Source organism: Paenibacillus sp. FSL R7-269 (genome assembly GCF_000517865.1).
In the GTDB taxonomy this organism is placed as follows: domain Bacteria; phylum Bacillota; class Bacilli; order Paenibacillales; family Paenibacillaceae; genus Paenibacillus_AQ.
The window spans coordinates 1-22,006 of sequence record NZ_ASPS01000147.1 but is presented as its reverse complement, the minus strand read 5'-3'; the positions used below and the strand labels follow the sequence as shown (position 1 = coordinate 22,006).

Annotated in this window: 21 protein-coding genes; 17 read left to right on the top strand and 4 right to left on the bottom strand. The window is 55.4% G+C overall.

Annotation, left to right across the window (positions count from 1 at the left end; genetic code table 11):
* Positions 1 to 207 precede the first annotated feature (207 nt).
* The 4 genes from C162_RS33040 (at position 208) to C162_RS33020 (ending at position 4,396) form a co-directional block, all read left to right on the top strand.
* Positions 208 to 1,602 (top strand): ammonium transporter, encoded by a 1,395-nt coding sequence (locus tag C162_RS33040; protein ID WP_036702197.1) that lies wholly within the window; start codon positions 208 to 210, stop codon positions 1,600 to 1,602.
* A gap of 39 nt (positions 1,603 to 1,641) precedes the next feature.
* Entirely contained in the window at positions 1,642 to 2,715 is a 1,074-nt protein-coding gene (locus C162_RS33035) for a DUF294 nucleotidyltransferase-like domain-containing protein (protein WP_036702362.1), read from the top strand.
* Complete coding sequence (locus C162_RS33030) at positions 2,712 to 3,461, top strand: exonuclease domain-containing protein (protein WP_036702195.1); 750 nt, start codon at positions 2,712 to 2,714, stop codon at positions 3,459 to 3,461. Before C162_RS33035 ends, C162_RS33030 begins: the two co-directional genes overlap by 4 nt.
* Before the next feature lie 374 nt (positions 3,462 to 3,835).
* Positions 3,836 to 4,396: a TlpA family protein disulfide reductase gene (locus C162_RS33020; RefSeq protein WP_036702191.1), complete on the top strand. Its 561-nt coding sequence runs from the start codon at positions 3,836 to 3,838 to the stop codon at positions 4,394 to 4,396.
* A gap of 94 nt (positions 4,397 to 4,490) precedes the next feature.
* Here C162_RS33020 and cimA read toward each other — a convergent pair whose 3' ends face one another.
* Complete coding sequence (cimA, locus tag C162_RS33015; RefSeq protein WP_036702189.1) at positions 4,491 to 6,110, bottom strand: citramalate synthase; 1,620 nt, start codon at positions 6,108 to 6,110, stop codon at positions 4,491 to 4,493.
* A 195-nt stretch (positions 6,111 to 6,305) separates the two neighbouring features.
* Here cimA and C162_RS33010 point away from each other — a divergent pair, with 195 nt between their 5' ends.
* From C162_RS33010 to C162_RS33000, 3 genes are all read left to right on the top strand, one after another.
* Entirely contained in the window at positions 6,306 to 7,598 is a 1,293-nt protein-coding gene (locus C162_RS33010) for a DNA polymerase IV (RefSeq protein ID WP_036702187.1), read from the top strand.
* A gap of 159 nt (positions 7,599 to 7,757) precedes the next feature.
* Positions 7,758 to 8,000, top strand: coding sequence for a ferredoxin (locus tag C162_RS33005; RefSeq protein ID WP_036702186.1), 243 nt, complete (start codon positions 7,758 to 7,760; stop codon positions 7,998 to 8,000).
* 196 nt (positions 8,001 to 8,196) lie between these two features.
* Positions 8,197 to 9,654 (top strand): L,D-transpeptidase family protein, encoded by a 1,458-nt coding sequence (locus C162_RS33000; RefSeq protein WP_327196404.1) that lies wholly within the window; start codon positions 8,197 to 8,199, stop codon positions 9,652 to 9,654.
* Here C162_RS33000 and C162_RS36765 read toward each other — a convergent pair.
* Positions 9,651 to 9,788, bottom strand: coding sequence for a hypothetical protein (locus C162_RS36765; protein WP_179090444.1), 138 nt, complete (start codon positions 9,786 to 9,788; stop codon positions 9,651 to 9,653). The genes C162_RS33000 and C162_RS36765 overlap by 4 nt on opposite strands.
* Positions 9,789 to 10,032: 244 nt before the next feature.
* Between C162_RS36765 and C162_RS32995 the strand changes: the two genes are divergently transcribed.
* The 7 genes from C162_RS32995 (at position 10,033) to C162_RS32965 (ending at position 16,262) form a co-directional block, all read left to right on the top strand.
* Positions 10,033 to 10,437 carry a hypothetical protein gene (locus tag C162_RS32995; RefSeq protein ID WP_036702361.1) on the top strand — a complete coding sequence of 135 codons (405 nt, stop codon included), beginning with the start codon at positions 10,033 to 10,035 and terminating at the stop codon, positions 10,435 to 10,437.
* 153 nt (positions 10,438 to 10,590) lie between these two features.
* Complete coding sequence (locus tag C162_RS32990; protein ID WP_036702182.1) at positions 10,591 to 11,685, top strand: quinone-dependent dihydroorotate dehydrogenase; 1,095 nt, start codon at positions 10,591 to 10,593, stop codon at positions 11,683 to 11,685.
* 27 nt (positions 11,686 to 11,712) lie between these two features.
* Positions 11,713 to 12,525, top strand: a complete 813-nt coding sequence (locus tag C162_RS32985; protein WP_036702180.1) for a GTP pyrophosphokinase — start codon at positions 11,713 to 11,715, stop codon at positions 12,523 to 12,525.
* Positions 12,515 to 12,979, top strand: coding sequence for a DUF309 domain-containing protein (locus C162_RS32980; protein ID WP_036702178.1), 465 nt, complete (start codon positions 12,515 to 12,517; stop codon positions 12,977 to 12,979). The genes C162_RS32985 and C162_RS32980 overlap by 11 nt, the downstream gene beginning before the upstream one ends.
* A gap of 68 nt (positions 12,980 to 13,047) precedes the next feature.
* Complete coding sequence (locus C162_RS32975; RefSeq protein ID WP_036702176.1) at positions 13,048 to 14,664, top strand: RsmB/NOP family class I SAM-dependent RNA methyltransferase; 1,617 nt, start codon at positions 13,048 to 13,050, stop codon at positions 14,662 to 14,664.
* A 3-nt stretch (positions 14,665 to 14,667) separates the two neighbouring features.
* Complete coding sequence (locus C162_RS32970; RefSeq protein ID WP_036702174.1) at positions 14,668 to 15,432, top strand: pseudouridine synthase; 765 nt, start codon at positions 14,668 to 14,670, stop codon at positions 15,430 to 15,432.
* Between the two features lie 32 nt (positions 15,433 to 15,464).
* A complete protein-coding gene (locus C162_RS32965) occupies positions 15,465 to 16,262 on the top strand; it encodes a Cof-type HAD-IIB family hydrolase (protein ID WP_036702172.1) in 798 nt (265 codons plus the stop codon).
* Between the two features lie 98 nt (positions 16,263 to 16,360).
* Here C162_RS32965 and C162_RS36300 read toward each other — a convergent pair whose 3' ends face one another.
* Positions 16,361 to 16,450, bottom strand: a complete 90-nt coding sequence (locus tag C162_RS36300) for a sporulation protein YjcZ (protein WP_143803672.1) — start codon at positions 16,448 to 16,450, stop codon at positions 16,361 to 16,363.
* 116 nt (positions 16,451 to 16,566) lie between these two features.
* Positions 16,567 to 17,973: an RsmB/NOP family class I SAM-dependent RNA methyltransferase gene (locus tag C162_RS32960; protein WP_036702170.1), complete on the bottom strand. Its 1,407-nt coding sequence runs from the start codon at positions 17,971 to 17,973 to the stop codon at positions 16,567 to 16,569.
* A gap of 210 nt (positions 17,974 to 18,183) precedes the next feature.
* Between C162_RS32960 and C162_RS32955 the strand changes: the two genes are divergently transcribed.
* From C162_RS32955 to C162_RS32945, 3 genes are all read left to right on the top strand, one after another.
* Positions 18,184 to 19,320, top strand: a complete 1,137-nt coding sequence (locus tag C162_RS32955) for a glycosyltransferase family 4 protein (protein WP_036702169.1) — start codon at positions 18,184 to 18,186, stop codon at positions 19,318 to 19,320.
* Between the two features lie 4 nt (positions 19,321 to 19,324).
* The gene (locus C162_RS32950; protein ID WP_084649122.1) at positions 19,325 to 20,809 is read left to right on the top strand and encodes a metallophosphoesterase family protein; all 1,485 of its coding nucleotides are present in this window, start codon (positions 19,325 to 19,327) and stop codon (positions 20,807 to 20,809) included.
* The coding region (locus C162_RS32945; protein WP_036702168.1) for an AAA family ATPase at positions 20,806 to 22,006 on the top strand (1,201 nt) is incomplete at its 3' end. The genes C162_RS32950 and C162_RS32945, both read left to right, overlap by 4 nt.

Below are 22,006 nucleotides of genomic sequence, written 5' to 3'. Positions count from 1 at the left end.
TTGGTACGTAAAGAGACGCGCTAATTCTGGCGGGTTACCGGTAATCGTGATTGGGAGTAGTCCTTGAATGAAGAATGGCACAGCTTCCAAAATTAAATTAAAACATTCAAAAAAATAGTCTTGTCAATTTACCTGACTTCTGATTATAATGACATTAAGAGTTTCACGCTTTGTTAGAAAATATAACATTGGGGAGTGGGGTACAATATGAAAAAAAAGATGTTGATGATGTTCCTGGGTATGATTACACTGATGATCTATCCGGTCAGCGCCTTCGCAGCTGAGGGTCCGGCAGCACCGGATCTGCAGATTGGACTTGACACTGCATTTACGTTCCTGGCATTTATCCTTGTATTCTTCATGCAATCAGGATTCGCACTACTTGAGGCTGGTTCGGTCCGGATGAAGAATGCCGGTCACGTGGCCGGTAAGACGGTACTGACATTGGCGATTGCAAGCTTGTGCTTCTGGGCACTGGGCTTTGGCCTTGGCTTTGGTAACGGGAACAGCTTCTTCGGAACTACAGGCTTCTTCTACGGCGGCGATTCAACAGCCTCTGCATTCGAATCTTTGGCCTTCTCCGATGTTACCCTAAATACGAAATTCCTGTTCCAAATGGCATTTGCGGCAGTCTCCCTGGCCATTGTATCCGGCGGTATGGCTGAACGTGCTAAGCTTAGCGTATATATTATCTTCGGAATTCTCTTCTCAGTTGTGATTTATCCGGTTGTAGCTCACTGGGTATGGGGCGGCGGCTGGCTGGCGGAGCTGAGCATGCAGGATTATGCAGGTTCTACAGTAGTCCATCTTACAGGTGCAACGGCGGCTGTAGTGGCGACCATTCTCCTTAAGCCCCGTCTTGGCAAATTCAACAAAGAAGGCAAGCCGGTCATTATTCCGGGACATAACCAGGTATTCACTGTACTTGGTGTAATCATTCTCTGGTTCGGCTGGTTCGGCTTCAACCCGGGCAGTGCGTTGTCTCCTATGGGCGGATTCTTCGGACACGTAGCACTGACTACTAACATTGCAGCGGCGGCAGGCGGTCTGGCAGCACTGGCAGCTTCCTGGCTGTACTTCGGCAAATCAGATATTCCGGCCATGCTTAACGGCGTACTGGCAGCCCTGGTTGCCATCACCGGTGCCTGTGCCTTCGTAGAGCCTTGGGCAGCCATCGTTATCGGTCTCATTGCCGGTGCCTTCACCTTCATGACTTCGCAGTGGCTGGAGCGTGCAGGACTGGATGATCCGATCTATGCTTTCTCTGTACATGGTATCGCAGGTATGTGGGGTGCGTTGTCTACAGGCCTCTTCGCAGCACCAGATCTGATTGAAAAAGGCGCACTTGTAGGTAAAGCCGGTCTGTTCTACGGCGGCGGCTTCCATCAGCTAGGCGTGCAGGCGCTGGGTGTAGTCGGAACCTTCGTGTTCGTAGCCGTGATGTCCTTCGTTATCCTGTATGTAATGAAGATGGTTATGGGTATCCGTGTGACGGAAGAAGAAGAATTGATGGGTCTGGATATCAGTGAGCACGGTACGTACGGTTATCCTGAGCAAATGAAGCTGATCAGTGAATCAGAATCCAAAACCCTCAAACACTAATATTTATACTCAGGCAGGGAGGCGGACCGAGTGGCTTCGATGGAGGCAGCAGATTGGAACGAAGAAGAAAGTTACTTGTCCATCGTAACAGCCGGTTCGCCGGAGGAGCTTAAGGCGAGGCGTACCGCATGTCAGCGAATGCTGCTGGAGCAGCTTAACGTGATTCCCGTTCAGGATTGGATGCACCGGGTCAATGCGATGCATGACCAGCTTGCCGGGACAGCGGTACGGATATGTGAGGCGCAGATGAAGGAGGCGGGCTACGGCCTGCCTCCCTGCGCCTATTCCTTTATTGTATTCGGCAGTGCGGGCCGGCAGGAGGCTACGCTGTGGAGCGATCAGGATAACGGCTTGATTGTGGAGGAAGCGCTGGAGGGTGAGCGGAAAAGGTATTTCGAAGCTTTTGGCAGTATGCTGTCGGATGTGCTTGAGGCCATTGGCTATGAGAAGTGTGAGGGCAGGGTCATGTGCTCTGAGCCGCTCTGGCGGAAGTCACTGGCTGACTGGAAGCGCCAGCTGGCAGACTGGATGGAGCAGCTCGAATGGGAGCCTGTCCGGTACCTGATTATAGCTTCGGATATGCGCCATGTTGCGGGGAGTAAGGCGCTGTCTGCGCAGTGGCGGGAAGCCCTGCACACAGGATTCACGGATAACAGCAAATTGACGATGGCGGTATTGCGCAATACGGTGCGCCACAAGGCAACTCTGAATCTGCTGGGGCAGGTGCTCACGGAACGGTTCGGTGATAATGCAGGCGGTTTCGATGTCAAATATGGCCTCTACATTCCGCTTGTCAATATTGTCAGGCACTTGTCGCTGCTGCATGGAATCGAAGCATCTTCGACACTGAAGCGGCTGGATGAGCTGGCTAAGCTGGAGCAGTATCAGCATCTGGAAGAAATCAGGCGGGCTTGTCTGACAGCGCTCAGGATGCGGGTGAATACGCCGTTTACGGTGAAGGACGGCCTGCTCGTGAGCAGTGATTATTATGCCGAGAATGATTTGAAGAATAAGCAGCTCCGGGCGGAGCTGCGGGAAAGCCTGCTGCTGATCAGACGCCTGCATAAAGCGCTGCAGCGGCAGCTCCGGTCAGCGGAAAGGAGACAGCTATGAAGGAGCCGAGCAAAGGCGGAGGATTCTGGAATAATCTGCGGCAAGGCGGAATGCCCTCAGCCATCGCTTCCATGAGGGGCGGAGAATCGGCGCAGCAGACAGCCCAGCAAATGGCCTTTATCCGTTCCCTGATGCGCGAGAAGCGGCGTCCCGAGGTGCTGCATACTCCGCTGTCTGAACTGGAGACGGTAATATTCGATCTGGAGACTACGGGCTTCTCCCATCAGGGAGGGGACGAGATTATGTCCATCGGGGCGATCCGGGTAGTAGGGGAAGAGATCAAGTCAGAGGAATGCTTCTATACACTGGTGAACTGCGGGGCAACGATTCCTGACAATATTACGAGACTGACCGGAATTTCAGCCGAGATGACCTCCTCTGCTCCGCCGCTGATGGATGGCCTGCATAACTTCATGTCCTTCGTCGGGCAGCGGGTGCTGGTGGCGCACGGAAGTGCCCATGATAAGGCATTCCTGAACGCTGCCTTATGGAAGACCTCCAAGGTCCAGTTAACCCACCGGGTGCTGGATACGATGATGCTGGCCCGCTGGCTGGAGCCGCACCGCAGCAATTACACGCTGGATGAGCTGCTGGCGATCCATGGGATTCCTATTGAGGGCCGCCATCATGCGCTGGAGGATGCCAAGATGACGGCGAAGCTGTGGGTAGCTTACATCCGCCAGATCTTACAAAAGAATCAGGTAGATACGCTAGGCGACTTGTACGCCTATCTAAGCAGGACCTGAGGGCTATTGTATAAGACTATCCGGATTGCAGTGCAAAGCGGGGACTCATTAAGGTATAGCAGGAAGGCGGCGGGTCCGGCGCTACGTTGCGTATCGGCCTTAGGGCCAATACACATGCCACCCGCTGCGGCAGCGCCAGCAGCTGTCCGCAGGTCTCCTGTGGCAGCCGGGCAGCAGAAGCTTCCCCAGCCTTTGCTGTACGGAAGAGTCCGGTCTGAACAGCCGGAGGCTTCCTTGGCCGCTGTCAGCTTTACCCCTCTCTCTTCATGGGATTTCGTCTTTGACGGAATCCTCTTTTTTATGAATTACGTTTGAAACTGGAGCAAGTGGGGGTACAATAGAGAAAAATCCTCCATGAAAAGGATCTGAACTCTATGAAAGCAGTCCATAAACGGAATGTAACGATTCTGGCCTTGATTGTTTTTCTGGCCGTTCTTGCCATAGAACATAAAATGAAATCGGAGCCTAAGGCGGTTGCAGTCCTGCAGCAGAAGGCGGAACCGGAGATTGGTGCCTCCGCCGGACTTAAAGCGCCTCCTTTTACAGTGCAGGAAGGGGATAAGCAATATGGGGTCGATGGGGCAAGGGAGAAGCCGGTCATTCTTAACTTTTGGGCCTCCTGGTGCGATCCTTGCCAACAGGAGGCTCCTGAGCTGAATAAGCTGGCTATGAAATACAGCAAGGTGCTGGATGTCTACGGAATTAACGTGGCCAGCCAGGATTACAAGCCTAATGCGGAACGCTTCGTCAAGAAGTACATGCTGACCTTCCCGGTGATGTATGATCTGAAGGGCCAGATCTTCGACAAGTATAACGGGGCGGTGTTCCCGACCAATGTATTGATTGATAAGAATGGGATAATCAGCGAGATTATTCTGGGGGTCCTGAGCGCAGAGGAATTGGAGAAAAAGATTATCGCGCTGACCGGCTCTTAGCACAGGCGATCAGCCCCATAGTGAAAAGCCCTCCTGCGCGGAAAAAGTTCCGCATCGGAGGGCTTTTGGAGTAAATAGAGCGAAGCCATAGAGGTCAGTGATTGACCAAACCTCTCGGTTCACTGCTGGCAGGAATGCCCTGGTCCAGTGAGATCTGTCCCAGAAGGGCATAGCGCATGGAATCGACCAGAGCCTCCCAGCTCGCTTCGATCACGTTGCTGGATACGCCTACGGTGCTCCAGGTGTCGCTATAGTCCTTGGATTCAATCAGTACGCGTACCTTCGCGGCTGTCTGATCCTGCTCATCCAGCACGCGGACTTTATAGTCGGAGAGGTGCATGTCTTTAAGCTGCGGGAAGTAGGTCTGCAGCGCCTTGCGCAGCGCATTATCCAGTGCGTTGACCGGTCCGTTGCCTTCGGCGGCCGTGTACAGGCTCTCGCCGCCGACCTTCAGCTTGACGAAGGCTTCGGAGACGACAGGGCGGCCGGCGGTTTTCTCAACCAGCATCTTGAACGATTCGAAGGTGAACAGCTCGTTCATCTCACCGGTCGCTTCCCGGAGCAGCAATTCAAGCGAAGCATCCGCGCCTTCGAACTGATACCCCTGATGTTCAAGATCCTTGATCTTGTCAATCACCTTGCGCGCCTGCTCGCTGCTTGGATCAAGGCTGAGTCCCATTTCCTGAGCCTTGGACAGCACATTGCTCTGTCCCGCAAGCTCGGAGACGAGGACACGCTGCTTATTGCCGACCAGCTCAGGGGCGATATGCTCGTACGTTCGTGAATCGCGTAATATGGCGGATACGTGAATGCCGCCCTTGTGGGCGAAGGCAGCTGTGCCGACATAAGGCTGATTCACCGGCATGTTCACGTTGGCGACCTCACTGATGAACCGGGCTGTATTGGTTAACTGCGGCAGAGAATCGCCAGGGATGCAGTGATAGCCCATCTTCAGCTGCAGTGTTGGAATGATGGAACACAGATTGGCATTGCCGCAGCGCTCGCCGTAGCCGTTAATGGTCCCCTGGACCTGCCGGGCACCGGCGCCGATTGCGCTTAGGGTGTTGGCAACCGCAAGCTCACAATCGTTGTGTGTATGAATACCGAGCGATGCTTCCGGGAGCATCACACCGATGCTTGTCACAATATCATGAATCTCATGCGGCAGGGTGCCGCCGTTCGTATCGCACATCACCAGCCAGTCTGCTCCGGCCTCGCGGGCACGGGTGAGAACAGCGGCAGCGTAATCAGGGTTATTTTTGAAGCCGTCGAAGAAATGCTCTGCATCGAAAATGACCTCAAGCCCCTTGTGCTTCAAATAAGAGATGGAATCGCCGATCATGGCCAGGTTCTCTTCCAGAGTGGTCTGCAGGGCAGTATGAACATGGAAATCCCACGATTTGCCCACCAGGGTAGCCGCCGGAACGCCAGCGTTAATCATCCGCTGCAGCCCCTCGTCCTGCTCAGTCACCGTGTTCTTGCGCCGGGTGCTGCCGAATGCGGTAATTTTGGCATTCAGATGAAGCTCCTGGACTCTTTTGAAAAACTCGATATCCTTGTTGTTGCTGCCCGGATTGCCGCCTTCAATATAATGGACACCCAGATCGTCGAGTTTCCTGGCAATCTTCAGCTTGTCATCCGCCGACAGACTGATCCCCTCGCCTTGTGTTCCGTCGCGCAGGGTAGTATCGAAGATGGAGATAGACTTAGACATGAGTGTCCTCCTAAAAGTGTTATTAGCCTTCGCATAGGAAATTAATTTTTATATTATAGCATTTTTACGCGGGAAAGTAACAAAGAACTTTTCACTGCGCTGTCACAAGCGGCTCTCTGGCAAGTTGACCTCCCGCCGGGGTAGAGGTATGCTGACAATAACAATGGAACCCCGAAAGATAAGAAGGTGGATACCATGCAGAGTGTGGATCAATATTATCCGGCAAGCGGCAGGGTTATTCTGCATGTGGACATGAATGCCTTTTACTGCTCTGTGCATGAGGCGGAAGATCCGGAGCAATATAAAGGTAAGGCGACAGCGGTGGCGGGCAGTGTGGAGGCTAGAAGGGGGATTATCGTCACCTGCTCCTACGCCGCGCGCAGGCTGGGCATCTCCACTGGCATGCAGGTGCAGAAGGCGCTGCGGATTTGTCCGTCTTTAATGCTTATTAAGCCGGATTTCCATCTATACCGCAAGTACTCGAATGCTTTTATGCAAATTGCCTACAGCTATACCCCCTTGCTCGAAGCGGTCTCTATAGATGAATGCTATCTCGATATCACCGGCTCCCGTCAATTCGGTACCCCGCTGGAGATTGCCGAGGCGCTGCAGCGGCGCATTATGGAGGAGCTGGGTCTGCCTTGCTCCATCGGGATTGCCCCCAACAAGCTGCTGGCGAAGATCGCTTCTGATCTGAAGAAGCCCAGCGGTATCTCCGTGCTGCGGCTGCGCGATGTGCCGTCCGTGCTGTGGGACAAGCCGTGCAATGAGATGTTCGGCATTGGCGGCAAGACGGCCGAGAAGCTGCGCAAGCTGGGCATCTACAGCATCGGACAGCTGGCGGCCGCAGACGAGGCGATGCTGGTCGGCCATTTCGGCGTCATGGGTGCCTGGCTGAAGCGGGCGGGGAACGGGATTGATCACGGGATCGTGAATCCGGAGCGGGAGCAGAGCAAATCCATCGGCCATACAACCACGCTGCCGCATGATGTAGTGGGCTTGGCTGAGGCGCGCCCGATTCTGCTGAACCTAAGCGATCAGGTCGCGCGGAGGCTGAGGAAGCAGGGGCTGGTTGCAGCGGGGGTACAGCTGACGATCCGCACGCCGGATATGAAGACGATTACCCGCTCCCGCCAGCTTGAGGCTCCCACGGAGAGTGCCGAGGACATCTATAAGGTGGCATGCGACCAGTTCGCGCGCCACTGGAAGGGTGACAAGCCGGTGCGGCTGCTGGGGGTAACGCTCCAGGGGCTGATACCCAAAGAGGAGTCGGCCATTCAGCTGGACCTGTTCGACTACGAACGGCAGCCGAAGAAGGAATCGCTCAATAAGGCGATGGATATGCTGCGCAACAAGTTCGGCGAGAATGCGGTGCTGACCGCAGGGATGCTGAGCGACAGCCACTCGGCGCGGCTGCGTAATCATAAGGAGCGGGGCACCTCGCTGCAGAAGGACAATCTGGGCGGCGCAGACAAGGATATAGACTGAGTTAAGGCCCGCCATCAGCCGCCTGGAGCACCGCAGAGAATGAGGCAATAATGTCAACACATTGAAAATTCATTGAAATTGTATCCTATTTATATTAATATGAGAAAAATAACAGGCTGCGACTGCAGGCTGTATAGTTAAGCGGGAGGCAGAGAAAAAATGGCTAAGTACACTTGGGTCGAGAAGGACACATGCATCGCTTGTGGTGCTTGTGGCGCGACGGCCCCTGATATTTTTGATTACGATGATGAAGGTTTGGCAGAAGTGATCTATGAGAACGACGGCAACCACGGTAATGTAGTGATTCCGGACGACTTGTTCGATGACCTGCAGGATTCAGCTGACGGATGCCCTACAGATTCCATTAAGATTGCAGATGCACCTTTCAACAAAGAGGGCTAGCTTCTGCCGTCTACATAAAGACATCTCCGGTCCGCAATAAATGCGGCTTGAGGTGTCTTTTTTTGCATTCCTTGCCGATATAAAATAGAAGATACATACGCATACATAACCATATAACCAAAAGCGGGAAGGATCGGAGGGGGACTTAAGGATCGGCTGGAGCGTAAGCGGCCGGAGGTGAGAGGGGTTCCCCGCAGTGACGACTGAGCTTAAAGTGGAGGCCAACATGAAGAATGCTCAGCATCTAAAAGCCTATGTACAGATGCATCCGGATAATAAGATGGCATGGTACTTGCTTGGTAAGGAATACTATAAGAACGGCCAGTATGGAAAAGCGAATTACTGTTACAATCAGGCCGGGGAAGTGTATGAGGCTTTTGAACGCAGCAAGGTGCCGGCGGAAATGCTGCAGCAGTACGAGGAAGGGCTACTGGAATCGGCCCGGGAACGGCAGACCGCGAGGCTCAGGAAGCGCCGGGTGCTGCTTGCTCTAATGCTGCTGCTGCTCATGCTTATTCCGGCTGCCGTCGCACCGGGAATTCAGCCGGAGAGAGCGGGTACCGCTGCGCCAGCCGCGAATATTTCAGCCGTGCTGCCGCCGGAGAGCGCCGAAGAGACACAGGTGAGTCCGCGAGAACCGGCAAGTCTGGATTTCACGGCTGTCGCGGCGGATGCTGCTACGGGAGGCGGGGGGCTGGCAGCCATCCTGAAGTCTGCGAAGACGCCTTCCGCCACCGCACTGCTCAGTATGAAGCGCTCGGGCAAATGGCTGCTGTGGAAGAAAGGGCTGCCGCTGGAGGCTACCCTTGCTAAGAGCGGAGAAGGGCGTATAGTCTATCAGTCCTATAATCAGGCAGCGTGCGCTTGCCAGCCGCCGGATCCGGCAGAGCTTAAGCAGCAGGGGCTGAACTGGCAGAAGCAGCAGGAGGAGCTTGCTGTGCTCTGGAGTGCGCTGCGTGCGTACAAGAACAGCAAGGGAGCATATCCCGAAGTGGTACAGGAATTAGTGAAGCCGTTCCCGGCGAACGTGCTGGGCGGCATCACCCCGCTGATGAAGGAAGCCTTCGCACCGCTGCGCAGTGCCGCACGGGGAGAGGCGCCGCTGCTCTCTGCATCTCCACAGCCGTCAGGAGGCCAAGAGGCGGGTACTCCGGGGCAAGAGCAGACAGGCGGACGTCCGGCGGCGGGGCCGGGGGAGAAGCTTTTTTTCAAACAACCGCTTGCTATCATTGTTGATAAGCAAAACTACCGTCTGGCGGTCACCAGCGGAAATGTGATTGTACGGAATTATCCTGTGGGACTCGGCGGAGATAAGACACCTGAAGGAGAGTTCTTCATTAAGGATAAGGTCGTGAACCCGAACGGGCGCGATAACGGGGAATTCGGCAGCCGCGGTATGCAGCTCTCGGACAGTAATTATGCAATTCATGGGACAAATGAGCCGGATAGCATCGGCAAGGATGAGTCGCTGGGGTGTATCCGGATGAGCCGGAAGGATGTGGAGGAGCTGTTCGCGATGGTGCCGATGGGCACGAAGGTTCAGATCAGTCAAGGGGTTCTGCCTGAGGAGCTGGTCGTACCGGAGGAACGTTTCCCTTCGGATTCGCCCCGCAATCAGACCAACCCCCACAAAGTGTACCATTGGCTGAACTAATTCCCGACTAAGATAAATAAAACGGCGATAAGCGCAATCAGCAGTACCAGACTGGCGCTGATCCACAGAATGGCTTTGCGGTTCACTTCTTCTTTTTTCTGCTGGAGTGTAGGAGGCTTACGTTTGGTTGACATTATGTCACGCTTCTTTCTCTCTTAGTCTGTGATAACCCTTACATGTGAGGATTGGCGGCGGTGTATTGAACTTGTGCCCGCTCCTCTATTCTAGTCTGGATGAAAAGACAAGTCTAGCTGCAATCTCTTGCGGCAGGACTGGATTGCCGAAGCCTTAGTCTATACAGAGGAATACCGGCTGGAGTATCATAAGGAAGGTTTCATGCTGGAGCGTAAAGAACACAGAAGCAGGAGTGATGCTGCCATGGCAAGCAGATCCAAAAGCGAAATTCCGGTGCTGCTATACCGCTATGCAGGTCCCCGGAGGAATATAGGGTTCACCTTTTCCCGGTATAATTTGAACATGGAAGAGGGCGGGAGTGCACCTGAAGAGATGCTGTTTATCTATGAAGAGGACTTCGAGTATCTTAAGCCTGCGGTGGCCAGGGTGTTCCCTGTAGCCAATCCCTTCACTGGAGAAGAGCAGACATCGCTGGACCCGTGCTGGGAGAATCCTATTCCAAAGAGCTTGTGGGAGTCCATCTTGTCTGAGCTTGAGCAGCAGCGGGTTAGAGACTCTGAACTACAGGATTTCCTGAACCAGTTCATAAGCTGGGCAAGGAATCACCTGCGGACTGCGGACGGAATTGAAATTACGGGGAATCTGTGAATTGGCGGCGGCGTCAAGGAAGTGCGGCAAGGCGGGGACAATTGCTGCGGCAAAAAACTTTTCTTTTCCCCCGGAAACGGATAAAATTAAGAAGAAATCTATAGATACGGGAGTCGTCATGTCAATTGTGGTTCCCTTGAAGGAGCGAGAACGGTGCTGTATCGACATTTTGGCAAGCCAATTTTCTTTAAAATGGATCCGGAGACGGCGCATCATCTCGTCATCGGGGGACTGAATAAAGCAGATCTGGTTCCCGGCGGGAGCGCAGCTATGCGCTTGATGTACGGGGTTCCTGAGACAGCTGATCTTGCAGTGGACCTGTTCGGGGTACATTTCCCGACCCCAGTAGGCTTAGCGGCAGGACTGGATAAGAATGCGGAAGCGGTAGGAGGATTCTCTTCGATCGGCTTCGGATTTATGGAGGTAGGCACGGTAACTCCGGTAGGCCAGCCCGGCAATGACAGTCCCCGGCTGTTCCGGCTGCTGCCTGACAAGGCGCTTATTAACCGGATGGGCTTCAATAATGAAGGCGCTGAGGCTATGGCTGAACGTCTCAAGAAGCTGAAGAAGCGCAGAATTCCGGTGGCGGTCAATATCGGACGAAACAAGGCCACCCCGAATGAATTGGCGCATGAGGATTACCGCAAGTGTATCCGTACGCTGTATCCGTACGGTGATTTTTTTGTGGTCAATATCAGCTCGCCGAATACCCCGGATCTCCGGAGTCTTCAGCATGGCAGCGAGCTCTCGAACCTGCTTAGCGAGGTTAAGGAAGAGATGGAGCTGCAGCGGGTCAAGACGGGCATCACGAAGGGGCTGCTGGTCAAGATCGCTCCCGATGTCAGTGACGCTGAGCTGGAATATATGGTACATACCATCACGGAAGCCGGAATGGACGGCATCATTGCGACCAATACGACACTCTCCCGTGAAGGGCTGCAGAGCGACAAAGCCGGTGAGACAGGCGGGCTGAGCGGCCAGCCGCTGCGCGAACGTTCTACAGAGATTATCCGCAGAATCTATAGCCAGACGGGCGGCAAGCTGCCGATTATCGGGTCGGGCGGGATCTTTACAGCCCAGGATGCTTACGATAAGATACGGGCGGGCGCCAGTCTGGTCGAAATTTATACAGCACTCATCTATGAAGGGCCGGAGGTTAACCGTAGAGTGCATGCCGGACTACGGCAGCTGCTGCGGCGGGACGGCTTCCAGAGGCTCCTTGATGCGGTAGGCGCTGATCATCACTGAAGGATGAATGGACAGGAGGACAAGGCGATGGACGTCAGGGACTGGGGAACTTTTCTGCTTCCTTATGAACAAACGGTGGAGGAATTGAAGGTTAAATTCAAGACGATGCGCTCCGAACTCAAGAAAAGGGAAGAATATACTCCAATTGAATTCGTTACCGGCCGTGTGAAGCGGCTGTCTAGCATACTTGAGAAGGCCAAACGGTTAAACGTAAAAATGGAGGATCTGGAAACGGGCATCGAGGATATCGCCGGCATTCGCATTATGTGCCAGTTCGTCGAGGATATCCGCAGAGTGGCGGAATACATCCGCGCCCGCAAGGACCTTGAAGTGTTATATGAGAAGGACTACATTACCAATTATAAGGAGAGCGGCTACCGCAGCTTCCATATGATAATAAGGTATCCGGTACAGACTGCACTGGGTCAAAAGATTGTACTGGCTGAAATTCAAATCCGTACACTGGCGATGAACTTCTGGGCAACCATTGAGCATTCGCTGAATTATAAATACCGGGAGAGCCTGCCCGATGAAATGCGGGTGCGCCTGAAGACGGCAGCAGAAGCGGCTTCCATTCTGGACAGCGAGATGTCCAGCATCCGGGAAGAGATTCTGGAGGCCCAGAAGACCTTCGAGGAGAACTCGAACATGACGACCCAATTGCTGAAGGCCATTCATCAACTGTATTTCTATCATCTTGTGAATGAAGCGATTGAGAGCCAGGAGCGGTTCAATGCGATCTGGCAGGCTCAGGATATGGATGCAATGAAGGACCTGCTGGATCATGTGCGCGAGCTGCTCTCGAATGCCAAGAAGGGCAGCGAGCCGGATGGCTTATGAACCGCTGTATCTGGCCTACCTCATCTACTTCAACCGGGACAGGGATTATTTCGAATGTCATGAGGTGCTTGAGGAATTATGGCTGGAAAAGCAGCGTGATCCGTTATACAAAGCTCTGCTGCAGGTGGCAGTCGGGCTGTACCATTTCCGTAATGCCAATGTGCGCGGCGGTCTGATTCTGCTGAAGCAGTCTCATGAAGTACTGGGCAGATATCCGGCGGTGACGCTGGGGATTGATTTGGGGAAGCTGGTCCGGGAAGCTGGGGAGTATGTTGCCCGTCTGGAGGCTTACGACGATCAGCCCTTTGATTATTATGATTTGACGATTAGCATCTTAGACCCCCTGCTGGAGGAAGAAGTCAGGCTGGCGGCTGAGTCTACTCCGCCTGTGCTGCCCCAGCGGCGTGGGCCGCAGCGGCCGGATAGACCCAGGCATAGGCCGGATGGCGCTTGACCATAGCAAGGTTACAACAGGAGCACCCGCAGGGGTGTTCCTGATTATTTGAGCGGGAGGAAGGCATCATGACAGCACAACTGCCCGGAGCTTTCGCAGAGCGTATGAAAGAGCTGCTGGGACCGGAATATGAGCAATTTGTAGATACCTATCAGCAGTCACCTTACGGGGGAATTCGGGCCAATACACTGAAAATAACGGTGGACGGGCTGCGGGAGCGTTCCCCCTTCACCCTGGAGCCGATTCCCTGGTGCCCTTCGGGGTTCTATACCGGAGAGGGAGCCAGACCCGGCAAGCACCCCTATTATCATGCGGGGCTGTACTATATTCAAGAGCCGAGTGCCATGGCCCCGGTTGAACTGCTGGACGTTCAGCCGGGGGACCGTGTGCTTGATCTGTGCGCAGCCCCGGGCGGCAAGTCTACCCAGATTGCTGCCAAGCTGCAGGGCGAAGGCCTGCTGATTTCGAATGACCTGCATCCTGAACGGACGAAGGCGCTCGCGAAGAATTTGGAGCTGTACGGCGTACGGAACGGCATTGTACTGAACGAGCGCCCGGAGCGGATTGCGGCGGCCTTTCCCCGCTTCTTCGACCGGATTCTGATCGACGCGCCGTGTTCCGGTGAAGGCATGTTCCGCAAGGACGAGGATATGGTCAGACAGTGGGAGCCGGGAACCCCGGACAAATATGCGGAGATGCAGCGGGAGATTTTGCGGGCCGCAGCGACGGCACTGAAACCGGGCGGAACGATGGTCTACTCGACATGCACCTTCGCGCCGGAAGAGGACGAGGAGTTGGTGGCCAGGTTCCTGTCCGGGCATCCGCAGTTCTCGCTGGTTCCCGTAGGCGGAACCGGCCCGTTCGCTGCGGGCCTCAGTCCATTGCTGGGTGCGGCGCGGCTGTGGCCGCATAAGGTCAAGGGGGAAGGGCATTTCATGGCGGTACTGCGCCATGATGGAAGTGGCGGAGCGGAGAGTGAGGCATTTGAGGCCGGTTCAGCAGAGAATGGAGCTACGGTGACAGACACTTTAGAGAACGTAAAAGCAGGAAATGATCTTAACGAGAGAAGTCTGTCCGCTGCGCCCCGGAGCAAGGCTGGCAAAACAGACTTTCATAGTAAGGCAGTTCCCGGTAAGGCAGATCACGGCCGGGGCAGCAAGGGAGGACGCGGATCTGGACACGGCTCCGGCTCTGGTAGAGCCGGAACGGGTCCAGGTCCGCAGTCACAGCGAACTGGCGGGGAAGCGATAGCGTTCGCGGTCTATGCGGACTTTATTCAAGAGCTGCTGGGGACACAACCGCCCGGACATGCCATATGGTTCGGCGACCATCTATATATATCCCCGTTACCGCGTGAAGCGCTGGACGGTCTGAAGACAGTTCGGCCGGGCTGGTATGTGGGGCAGATCAAGAGCGGAAGATTCGTTCCCGGTCATCCGCTCGCTACAGCACTGCGTCCTGAGGAATGCAGCCGCTGGGTATCGCTATCCAGCGCCGGCGGGGAAGCAGTCTCCTACCTGAAGGGGGAGACCTTGTCAATCCCCGTAGAGCGCTTGTCGATTAAGGAAGGACATGCTTACAAAGGTTATACCCTCGTCTGCATCGATGGCTTCAGCGCAGGCTGGGGCAAATGGCAGGAAGGGCTACTGAAGAACGAATATCCCGCAGGGTGGAGGTGGACTTAGAATATGGCTACAGGAGGAACTGCGAATAAGAAGCAACGGATTGACAAGGTGCTGTCCCACATGGGGATCGGCTCGCGCAGTGATATCCGCAAGCAGGCCAAGCAGGGCCTGATCACAGTAAATGGAGCTGTCGTCAAAGACAGCGGATTCCACGTAGACACGCAGCATGATCGCATAGAGGTTGGCGGGGAGCCGGTCCTCTACCGGGAATTCATTTATCTGATGATGAATAAACCGCCGGGTGTATTATCCGCTACCGAGGATAAACGGGACCGCACGGTTCTGGATCTGCTGAAGCAGGAGTATGTGCTGTTCGAGCCGTTCCCGGTCGGGCGGCTGGATAAGGATACCGTGGGTCTGCTGCTGCTCACGAATGACGGCAAGCTGGCACATGAGTTGCTGTCCCCGCGTAAGCATGTCCCCAAAACCTACGAGGCCACTGTCGAGGGTGAGGTCGATGCAGCGGATGTGGCTGCTTTTGCCGAGGGTGTGGAATTGGAGGATGGTTATGTGACCCTGCCTGCGCAGCTTAGCATTCTAAGCAGAGAACGGGGCAGCCGCGTGCTGTCGTATATCTCACTCACCATTACGGAAGGCAAATTCCATCAGGTGAAGCGGATGTTCGTGGCTGTCGGGAAAAAGGTAGTGTTCCTGAAACGGGTGTCGATGGGCGAACTGAAGCTGGACGAGACGCTGCCCGAGGGAGCTTGCCGGGAGCTCACGGCCCGTGAGCTTACGCTGCTGCGCGGCGGCGGGGCTGCGGAATAGAGGTATACTATACAGAGATAGGATGATGGGGTATGAAATACAAACTGATTGCACTGGATGTAGACGGAACATTGCTGAATGATGATCATCAGCTCAGTGAAGAGAACAAAGCGGCGATTGCCGAGGTCACGCGCCAGGGCGGGCAGATTGTACTCTGCACAGGGCGCAGTCCGCAGAATTCGATTCCTTTTATGGAGGAGATGGGCTTGTCAGGGTATGTGCTGGGCCATAACGGAGCGGCTACGGTGAGTGTCAAGGACCGTAAGGTACTGCACCAGTATGGGCTGGATGCCAGAGGGCTGGATCCGTATATTGCCTATTGCCGCGAGCGTGATATCCATTTTGATGTGAACACTGCGTTTGAGATGTATGTGGACAATGTGGAGAACCTTACGAAGGAAGCTCACTTTATGTATGAGCATTTCCGTATTATGCCTGCATCTCTTCCGGCCTGGGAGGAGTTTCGCGAACCGATTGTAAAATTCACTGTGTTCACACAGTCGGATATTCTGGATGAAGCGCAGCGGGAGTGGGCTACTTGGGGAGAGCAGTACAATATTCTGCGCAGCGGAGAGTTCTTCGTTGATTTGATGCACCCGGAATCCTCCAAAGGCAATGCCCTGAAGCATCTGGCAGCTGAGCTTGGCATCCCGCAAGAGCAGGTGCTGTCGATCGGCAACTATTATAATGATATTTCCATGCTGACGTATGCCGGTCTGGGTGTGGCGATGGATAACTCTCCGGTGGAGGTCAAAGCATCCGCAGATGTGATCACAGGCACCAATAATGCGAACGGCGTGCGCGATGCGCTGGTGAAATATTGTTTGTAAGTGGAAAAGTGCAATATGTATAGTGATGAAAAAGCAGCCTGCCCCCATTAAGGGAGCAGGCTGCTTGAGGTCCGTGTGCTGTGCTGCTTACAGCGGAATTAGACGAACAACGAACGGGAAATGATTACGAGCAATATGAAGAGTACCAAAATCGCACCGGTCGAAGTGAAGCCTACACCTGCACCCATGTCTGATTCCTCCCTTGATTCATGTCTGTTCCCATTTGCCGGCACTTAAGTCCGGCGGATCTCCATGGGATAATGACATCATATGCGTAGGGAGGCTTCATGAACTGGTCAACTGCCTAAACCTCGTCAAGATGGGCTTTTAGAATCCGCAGGCCCTTGGGCAAATGATTCTTGAGCTGGCCTGAGCTGGCTTTGCCCCAGCCTACGGGCAAGCCGTCTACGGTCACCAGGGTCCAGCCATGCAGGCTTGGCGGAACCGGCAGACTCTCCCCGCGCAGCCAGGCCTGGATCTCCGGGCCTTCCGCAGGCATATCATAGCTGCGCGCCGCCTGATCCGGCTGGAGTGCCATGGCCAGAGCGTGGGCAGGCTCGATCCGGTTCTTCTTAAGATGGGCAATATGCAGTCCGGCACGCGGTACCTTGAGTCCGTCCAGTATCCCGGTATGCAGCCGCTCGCTGAACACCTCAGGCAGCAGATACAGGGATTCGCCGAATAGAAGCGGAACGCCGCGATCGGCGAATCCGGGCAGCTCTGCCTCTGCCCAGCTCATGAATTGTTGATAGGCCTCCCTAAGCGTAGCATTTGTCTTCGGACCATTACTGCCGCGTTCACCGCGCTTGCCTTTGCTTTTACGTGGAGCAGAATCTGTCTGGTCAGCGGAAGCAGCCTTGTGCAGCAGGGCCACGAAATGCCCTTCACCCCGCTCCAGGTGCGGCCACAGCCGCTTCGTAACGATCAGCTCCATATCGGGATAGGTCTGCACGAAGCGCTCCATTGTCTCCTCATTCTCCTTGCGGTTGAAGGTACAGGTCGAATAGACCATATGACCGCCAGGCTTCAGCATCAAATACGCATCCTGCAGAATATCCCACTGTCTGGCTACACAGATCTCCACATGCTTCGGGGACCATTCGTCTATCGCCGCAGGGTCTTTGCGGAACATCCCTTCACCGGAGCAAGGTGCGTCCAGCATAATGCGGTCGAACACCTCAGGGAATCTTCGGGAGAGATCACCGGGAGCTGCGGAGGTAACCAGCGTGTTGCTTATGCCGAGCCGCTCTACGTTTTCGGCCAGGATTTTGGCCCGCTCCGGGTGGATTTCATTGGAGATGAGCAGCCCTTGACCTTGCATCAGTGAGGCGATATGAGTGGTTTTGCCGCCGGGAGCGGCCGCCAGGTCGAGAACGATCTCTCCGGGAAGCGGCTTCAGCAGCTCGGCTGCGGACATTGCGGAGGGCTCCTGAATATAATATAGTCCGGCGGTATGATAAGGATGTCTTCCCGGCCGAACCGGGTCCTCATAGTAGAAGCCTGACGGACACCATGCTATCTGTGACAGGCCGAATTGTGAGATTGCCTTCTCCGCTGCGGCGTGGCCGGAAGGTGCACTGCTTTTTAATGTATTGAACCGCAGACCCTGGGTCCGCTTAGCAAGATAGCTCTCCAGAAAAGCGTCCGCCGTATCCCCCAGCATCTCTCTAATGTTAGCGGTGTAAGCGGCAGGCAGCCGTTCTTCATTCATCTTTCATTCTCCTCTAGTCAAAATCCAAGATAAGTAAAGCTGTCATCTTAGTTGCTGTTTCGGGTGGATACCGATAAAATTAAGATATGGAACCTTAGCGTACCTACACCTGTAATTGTACCCGTATTTATTATTGTACATATACACAACTATATCATAATTGCCGGCCTTCACCGTAAATAGGGCAATTGTAAAGGGAGATGTACCTATATGAACTTGCTGCAAGCGCTATTCTTCCCGCCGGAGCAGCCCGGTGGTGTATCTTCTATGATCCCTTATCTGCAGGAACGTTTCCGCTCGAGCCGCTGGGAGATGGATTTGTTCTGGCTGCCGAAGCGCATCCGGGGCAAGGGACGCGAAGACATCGTCTTCGAGACCTTCGACTGGACCGTGTACTTTGATAGTCCGGTTGTACAAAAATACATTCAGACCTACCGGGATTACATCTGGTGGACCAAGCTGCGCATGAGCAAAAATTATGATCTGATCCATGCCCATCATCCGATTGCGGGGCTGGCGATGAAGAGAATCTATCCTGATGTTCCCTTGATTCAGACGCTGCACTCCAGCTATGAGCGTGAATTGATTCTGAACGGGTTGATCCGCGAGGGGGGACCTGAGCATCAGTTCCTGGTCGCCATTTACCGGGAGCTGGAGCATGTGAGTGACCGGCTGATGACGGTTTCGCGTGCTTTTGCCGATTATATGACTCCTTTTATTGAGCGGCCGGACAGCATCGGAGTGATCCCGAACGGATTCGACGAGAAGCGGTTCAAGCCTGTCCCGCATGAGAATGAGATTCCGCAGCTGGTCACGGTTACCCGTCTGGTGCCGGCCAAAGGCATCGATATTCTGTTCAAGGCCTGTGCTGAGCTGAAGAAGCGGGGGCATGAATATGTGCTGCATATTATCGGTGACGGACCGAGCCGGGCGGAGCTGGAGAAGCTTGCGCAGGAGCTGGGTATATATAATGAGACTATTTTTTACGGCTATACGCTGCATCCTGAGGAATTCATGCCGTTCTTCGATATCTTCGTATTGCCTTCGCGGGCGGAGGCGTTCGGTTCGGTATTTGCCGAGGCTGCGCTGAGCTGTCTGGCGCTGGTCGGGACTAATGTGGGCGGCATTCCCGAGCAGATTGAGGACGGGGTGAACGGGCTGCTGGTGAATCCGGATGATGAGTTAGGACTGGCAGATGCTCTGGAAAAAGTAATCTCTGACCCCGGCTACCGCTATGAGCTGTCACGCTCGGCTTGGGATAAAGCAAAGAGCCTCTATTCCCTGACCCGTGTAGCCAATGAGCTGAAGAAAACCTATCTGCAGTTTCAGCCGGGAATGAAGGGGTGAGGCTATGATTCCTTTTCGTTTCCTGCATGCAGCGGATCTGCATCTGGACAGCCGGTTCGCCGGTCTGTCCCATCTCCCGCAGGATATCCGCTCCTATCTCCGGGAGTCCACCTTCGCCGCCCTCGGGCGGCTTGTTGGCGTAGCCACGCTGCAAAAGGTAGATTTCGTGGTCATTAGCGGCGATGTCTACGATGTCTCGGATGCTTCGCTTCAGGGGCAGCTCCGGTTCCGGGAGGCTCTGGAGGAACTCGGACGCCACGGAATTCAGGTATTCCTGATCCATGGTAACCATGATCCGCTGGACGGCCCGCGTCTTAGCTCGGCGCCGCCTGCCCATGTTACGGTATTCGGCGGCAGTGAGCCGGAGCGTGTTACCGCCCGCCGCCGGGAAGACGGGAAGGAGGTCGCGGTGATCAGCGGCATCTCCTACCCGACCTCCAAAGTTACTGAGAATACCGCTCTGCGTTTCAGCCGTCAGCCGGGCAGCAGCCTGTTCCACATCGCTCTGCTGCACGGTAATGTGGACGGAGATCTCCAGCATGAGACTTACTCCCCGTGTACCCGGAAGGATCTGATTGGCAGGGGCTATGACTATTGGGCGCTGGGGCATATTCATAAGCGGAGTATTCTGCATGAGCATCCGCCTATCGTCTATCCGGGCAACATTCAAGGAAGAAGCATTAAGGAGACCGGGCCAAAGGGCTGTTATACGGTTGATGTCAGTGCAGAGGGTGCAGTCCGGCTGGATTTCCATGAACTGGACAGTGTACGCTGGCAGGTCCGCGAGCTCTCGATTGAAGGGCTCACTGACGAGGCAGAGTGGACCCTGGCTGTAGAGAATGCAGTGGAGGATATCCGTAGAGAGACTCCGCAGATGATGTCTGTGGTCAGGTTCCGCCTGACCGGGCGGGGCGATATACATAAGGTGCTGGCTGAGAAGGGGGCGGCGGATGATCTGCTGACCGAGCTGCAGCGGCGGGAAACTGTGCGCGCGGTGCGTAAGGAATATGCGGGCTTGGTCTGGACAGAGGGCTTCTCTATCGAAACAGGACTTGCGGTTGACCGGGAGCACTTGCTTCTGGAGGACAGCTTTCTGGGTGAAATGCTGCGGCTTGCCGGGCGCAGTGGCGGGAATGCCGCAGAGCTGGACGAGCTGGTTGCTACTGCGCTGAGACCGCTGATGGAGAATCAGGAGCTGCGCAGGCTGCTATTATCCGTAGGAGCCGAAGAGAAGCAGGAATGGCTGAGAGGTGCAGCGGAGCTGGGAATCACCCTGCTGAGCGGACTGGAAGAGCCCGGCGGGACGCTGCTGAATGCTGAGGAGGCTGGCAAGGCGTATTCTGCTGAGGGCAGTGAAGCAGGGCTGGAAGGCACTGGACGGGCGCGGGAAAATGCGCCGGCGGATGCTGGCGGATGGGTGATGAGTAAGAACACTGCCGGGGATACCGGAGATAGTGATGGACAGCAAGACCGGGAGGTAGAGGAATGAAGATCGATTCATTGCGGATCGGCGGCTACGGAAGGCTGGCTCAGCGGGACATCGGACTGAATGAAGGGGTCACGGTTCTGTTCGGACGCAACGAGGCTGGTAAAAGCACGACCCTGCAGTTCATCCGTGCCATGCTGTACGGCATCCCCAGCCGGGGGAATCCGGCTGAACGGTACGAGCCGCTGCAAGGAGGGACGCACGGCGGAGTGCTGGAAGCAAGGGATGAGTCCGGTGCATTATGGACCATCCGCCGGTATGCTTCCGGCGGCGCAGGGCCGGGCAGAGCGGAGAAGCTGCATATTGCACTCCTCCATCCGGATGGCCGCACGGAGGAGCTGAATCAGGCGGAGCTGGAGCGGCGTCTGCTTGGCGGCATCTCCCGCAGCATGTTCCGCCAGCTGTTCGCTGTCTCGCTTGACGAGCTGCAGGAGCTGAGTGCCTTGCAGTCGGGGGAGATGAGCAGCTACCTGTTCCATGCCGGGATGGGCGGCGGCGGGGAGATTATGCGGGCCGAGAAGCGTCTGGTCCAGGAGGCCGAGAAGCTTTACAAGCCGCGCGGCAAGGTCCAGGAGGCGGCCAGGATTCTACAGTCTATCGGGAAGCTGGAGCAGGAGGTAGCGGAGAGCCGCTCTTATCTGCCGAGATATAACGGGAACACGCTGGCCCTGGAAGCTGCGGAGCAGCAGCTGGAGCAGATGAAGCTGGACCGCGAGCTCGCCGGAGCAAGGCTGATGAAGCTGCGCAAGGCACAGGACATCCGGGAGCTGTGGCTGAAATGGAGCGAAGGCCGGCTGGAGCTGGAGGAGCTTCCTGTGATTGCTTCATTCCCGGACAACGGGGCGGAACGCTGGAGGTCGCTTACAGCCGATCTGCGCAGCTTGCAGGGTGCAGGGTTCCGGCTGGAACGGCTTACAGCAGAGCTTACCGCAGAGCTTGCGGCGAAGCCGCCTGATCCTCTGCTTGCGGAGCAGGGGCCTGCGCTCGAAGCGCTGGACCGCAGCCGCAGCAGCTATGAGGACAAGCGGGCGGAGCAGCAGCGGATTCAGGCGGAGCTGACGGCCCTGCGGGAGCAGCTTGAACGCCTGCTGCGCAGCATTGGCGCAGGCTGGGATACCGCAGAGCTTGCGGGCTTCACCCCGGCCGCCGCGGACCGCGAGGCCGCGCGGCGTTACGCCGCCTCCTTTGCCGGATATGACC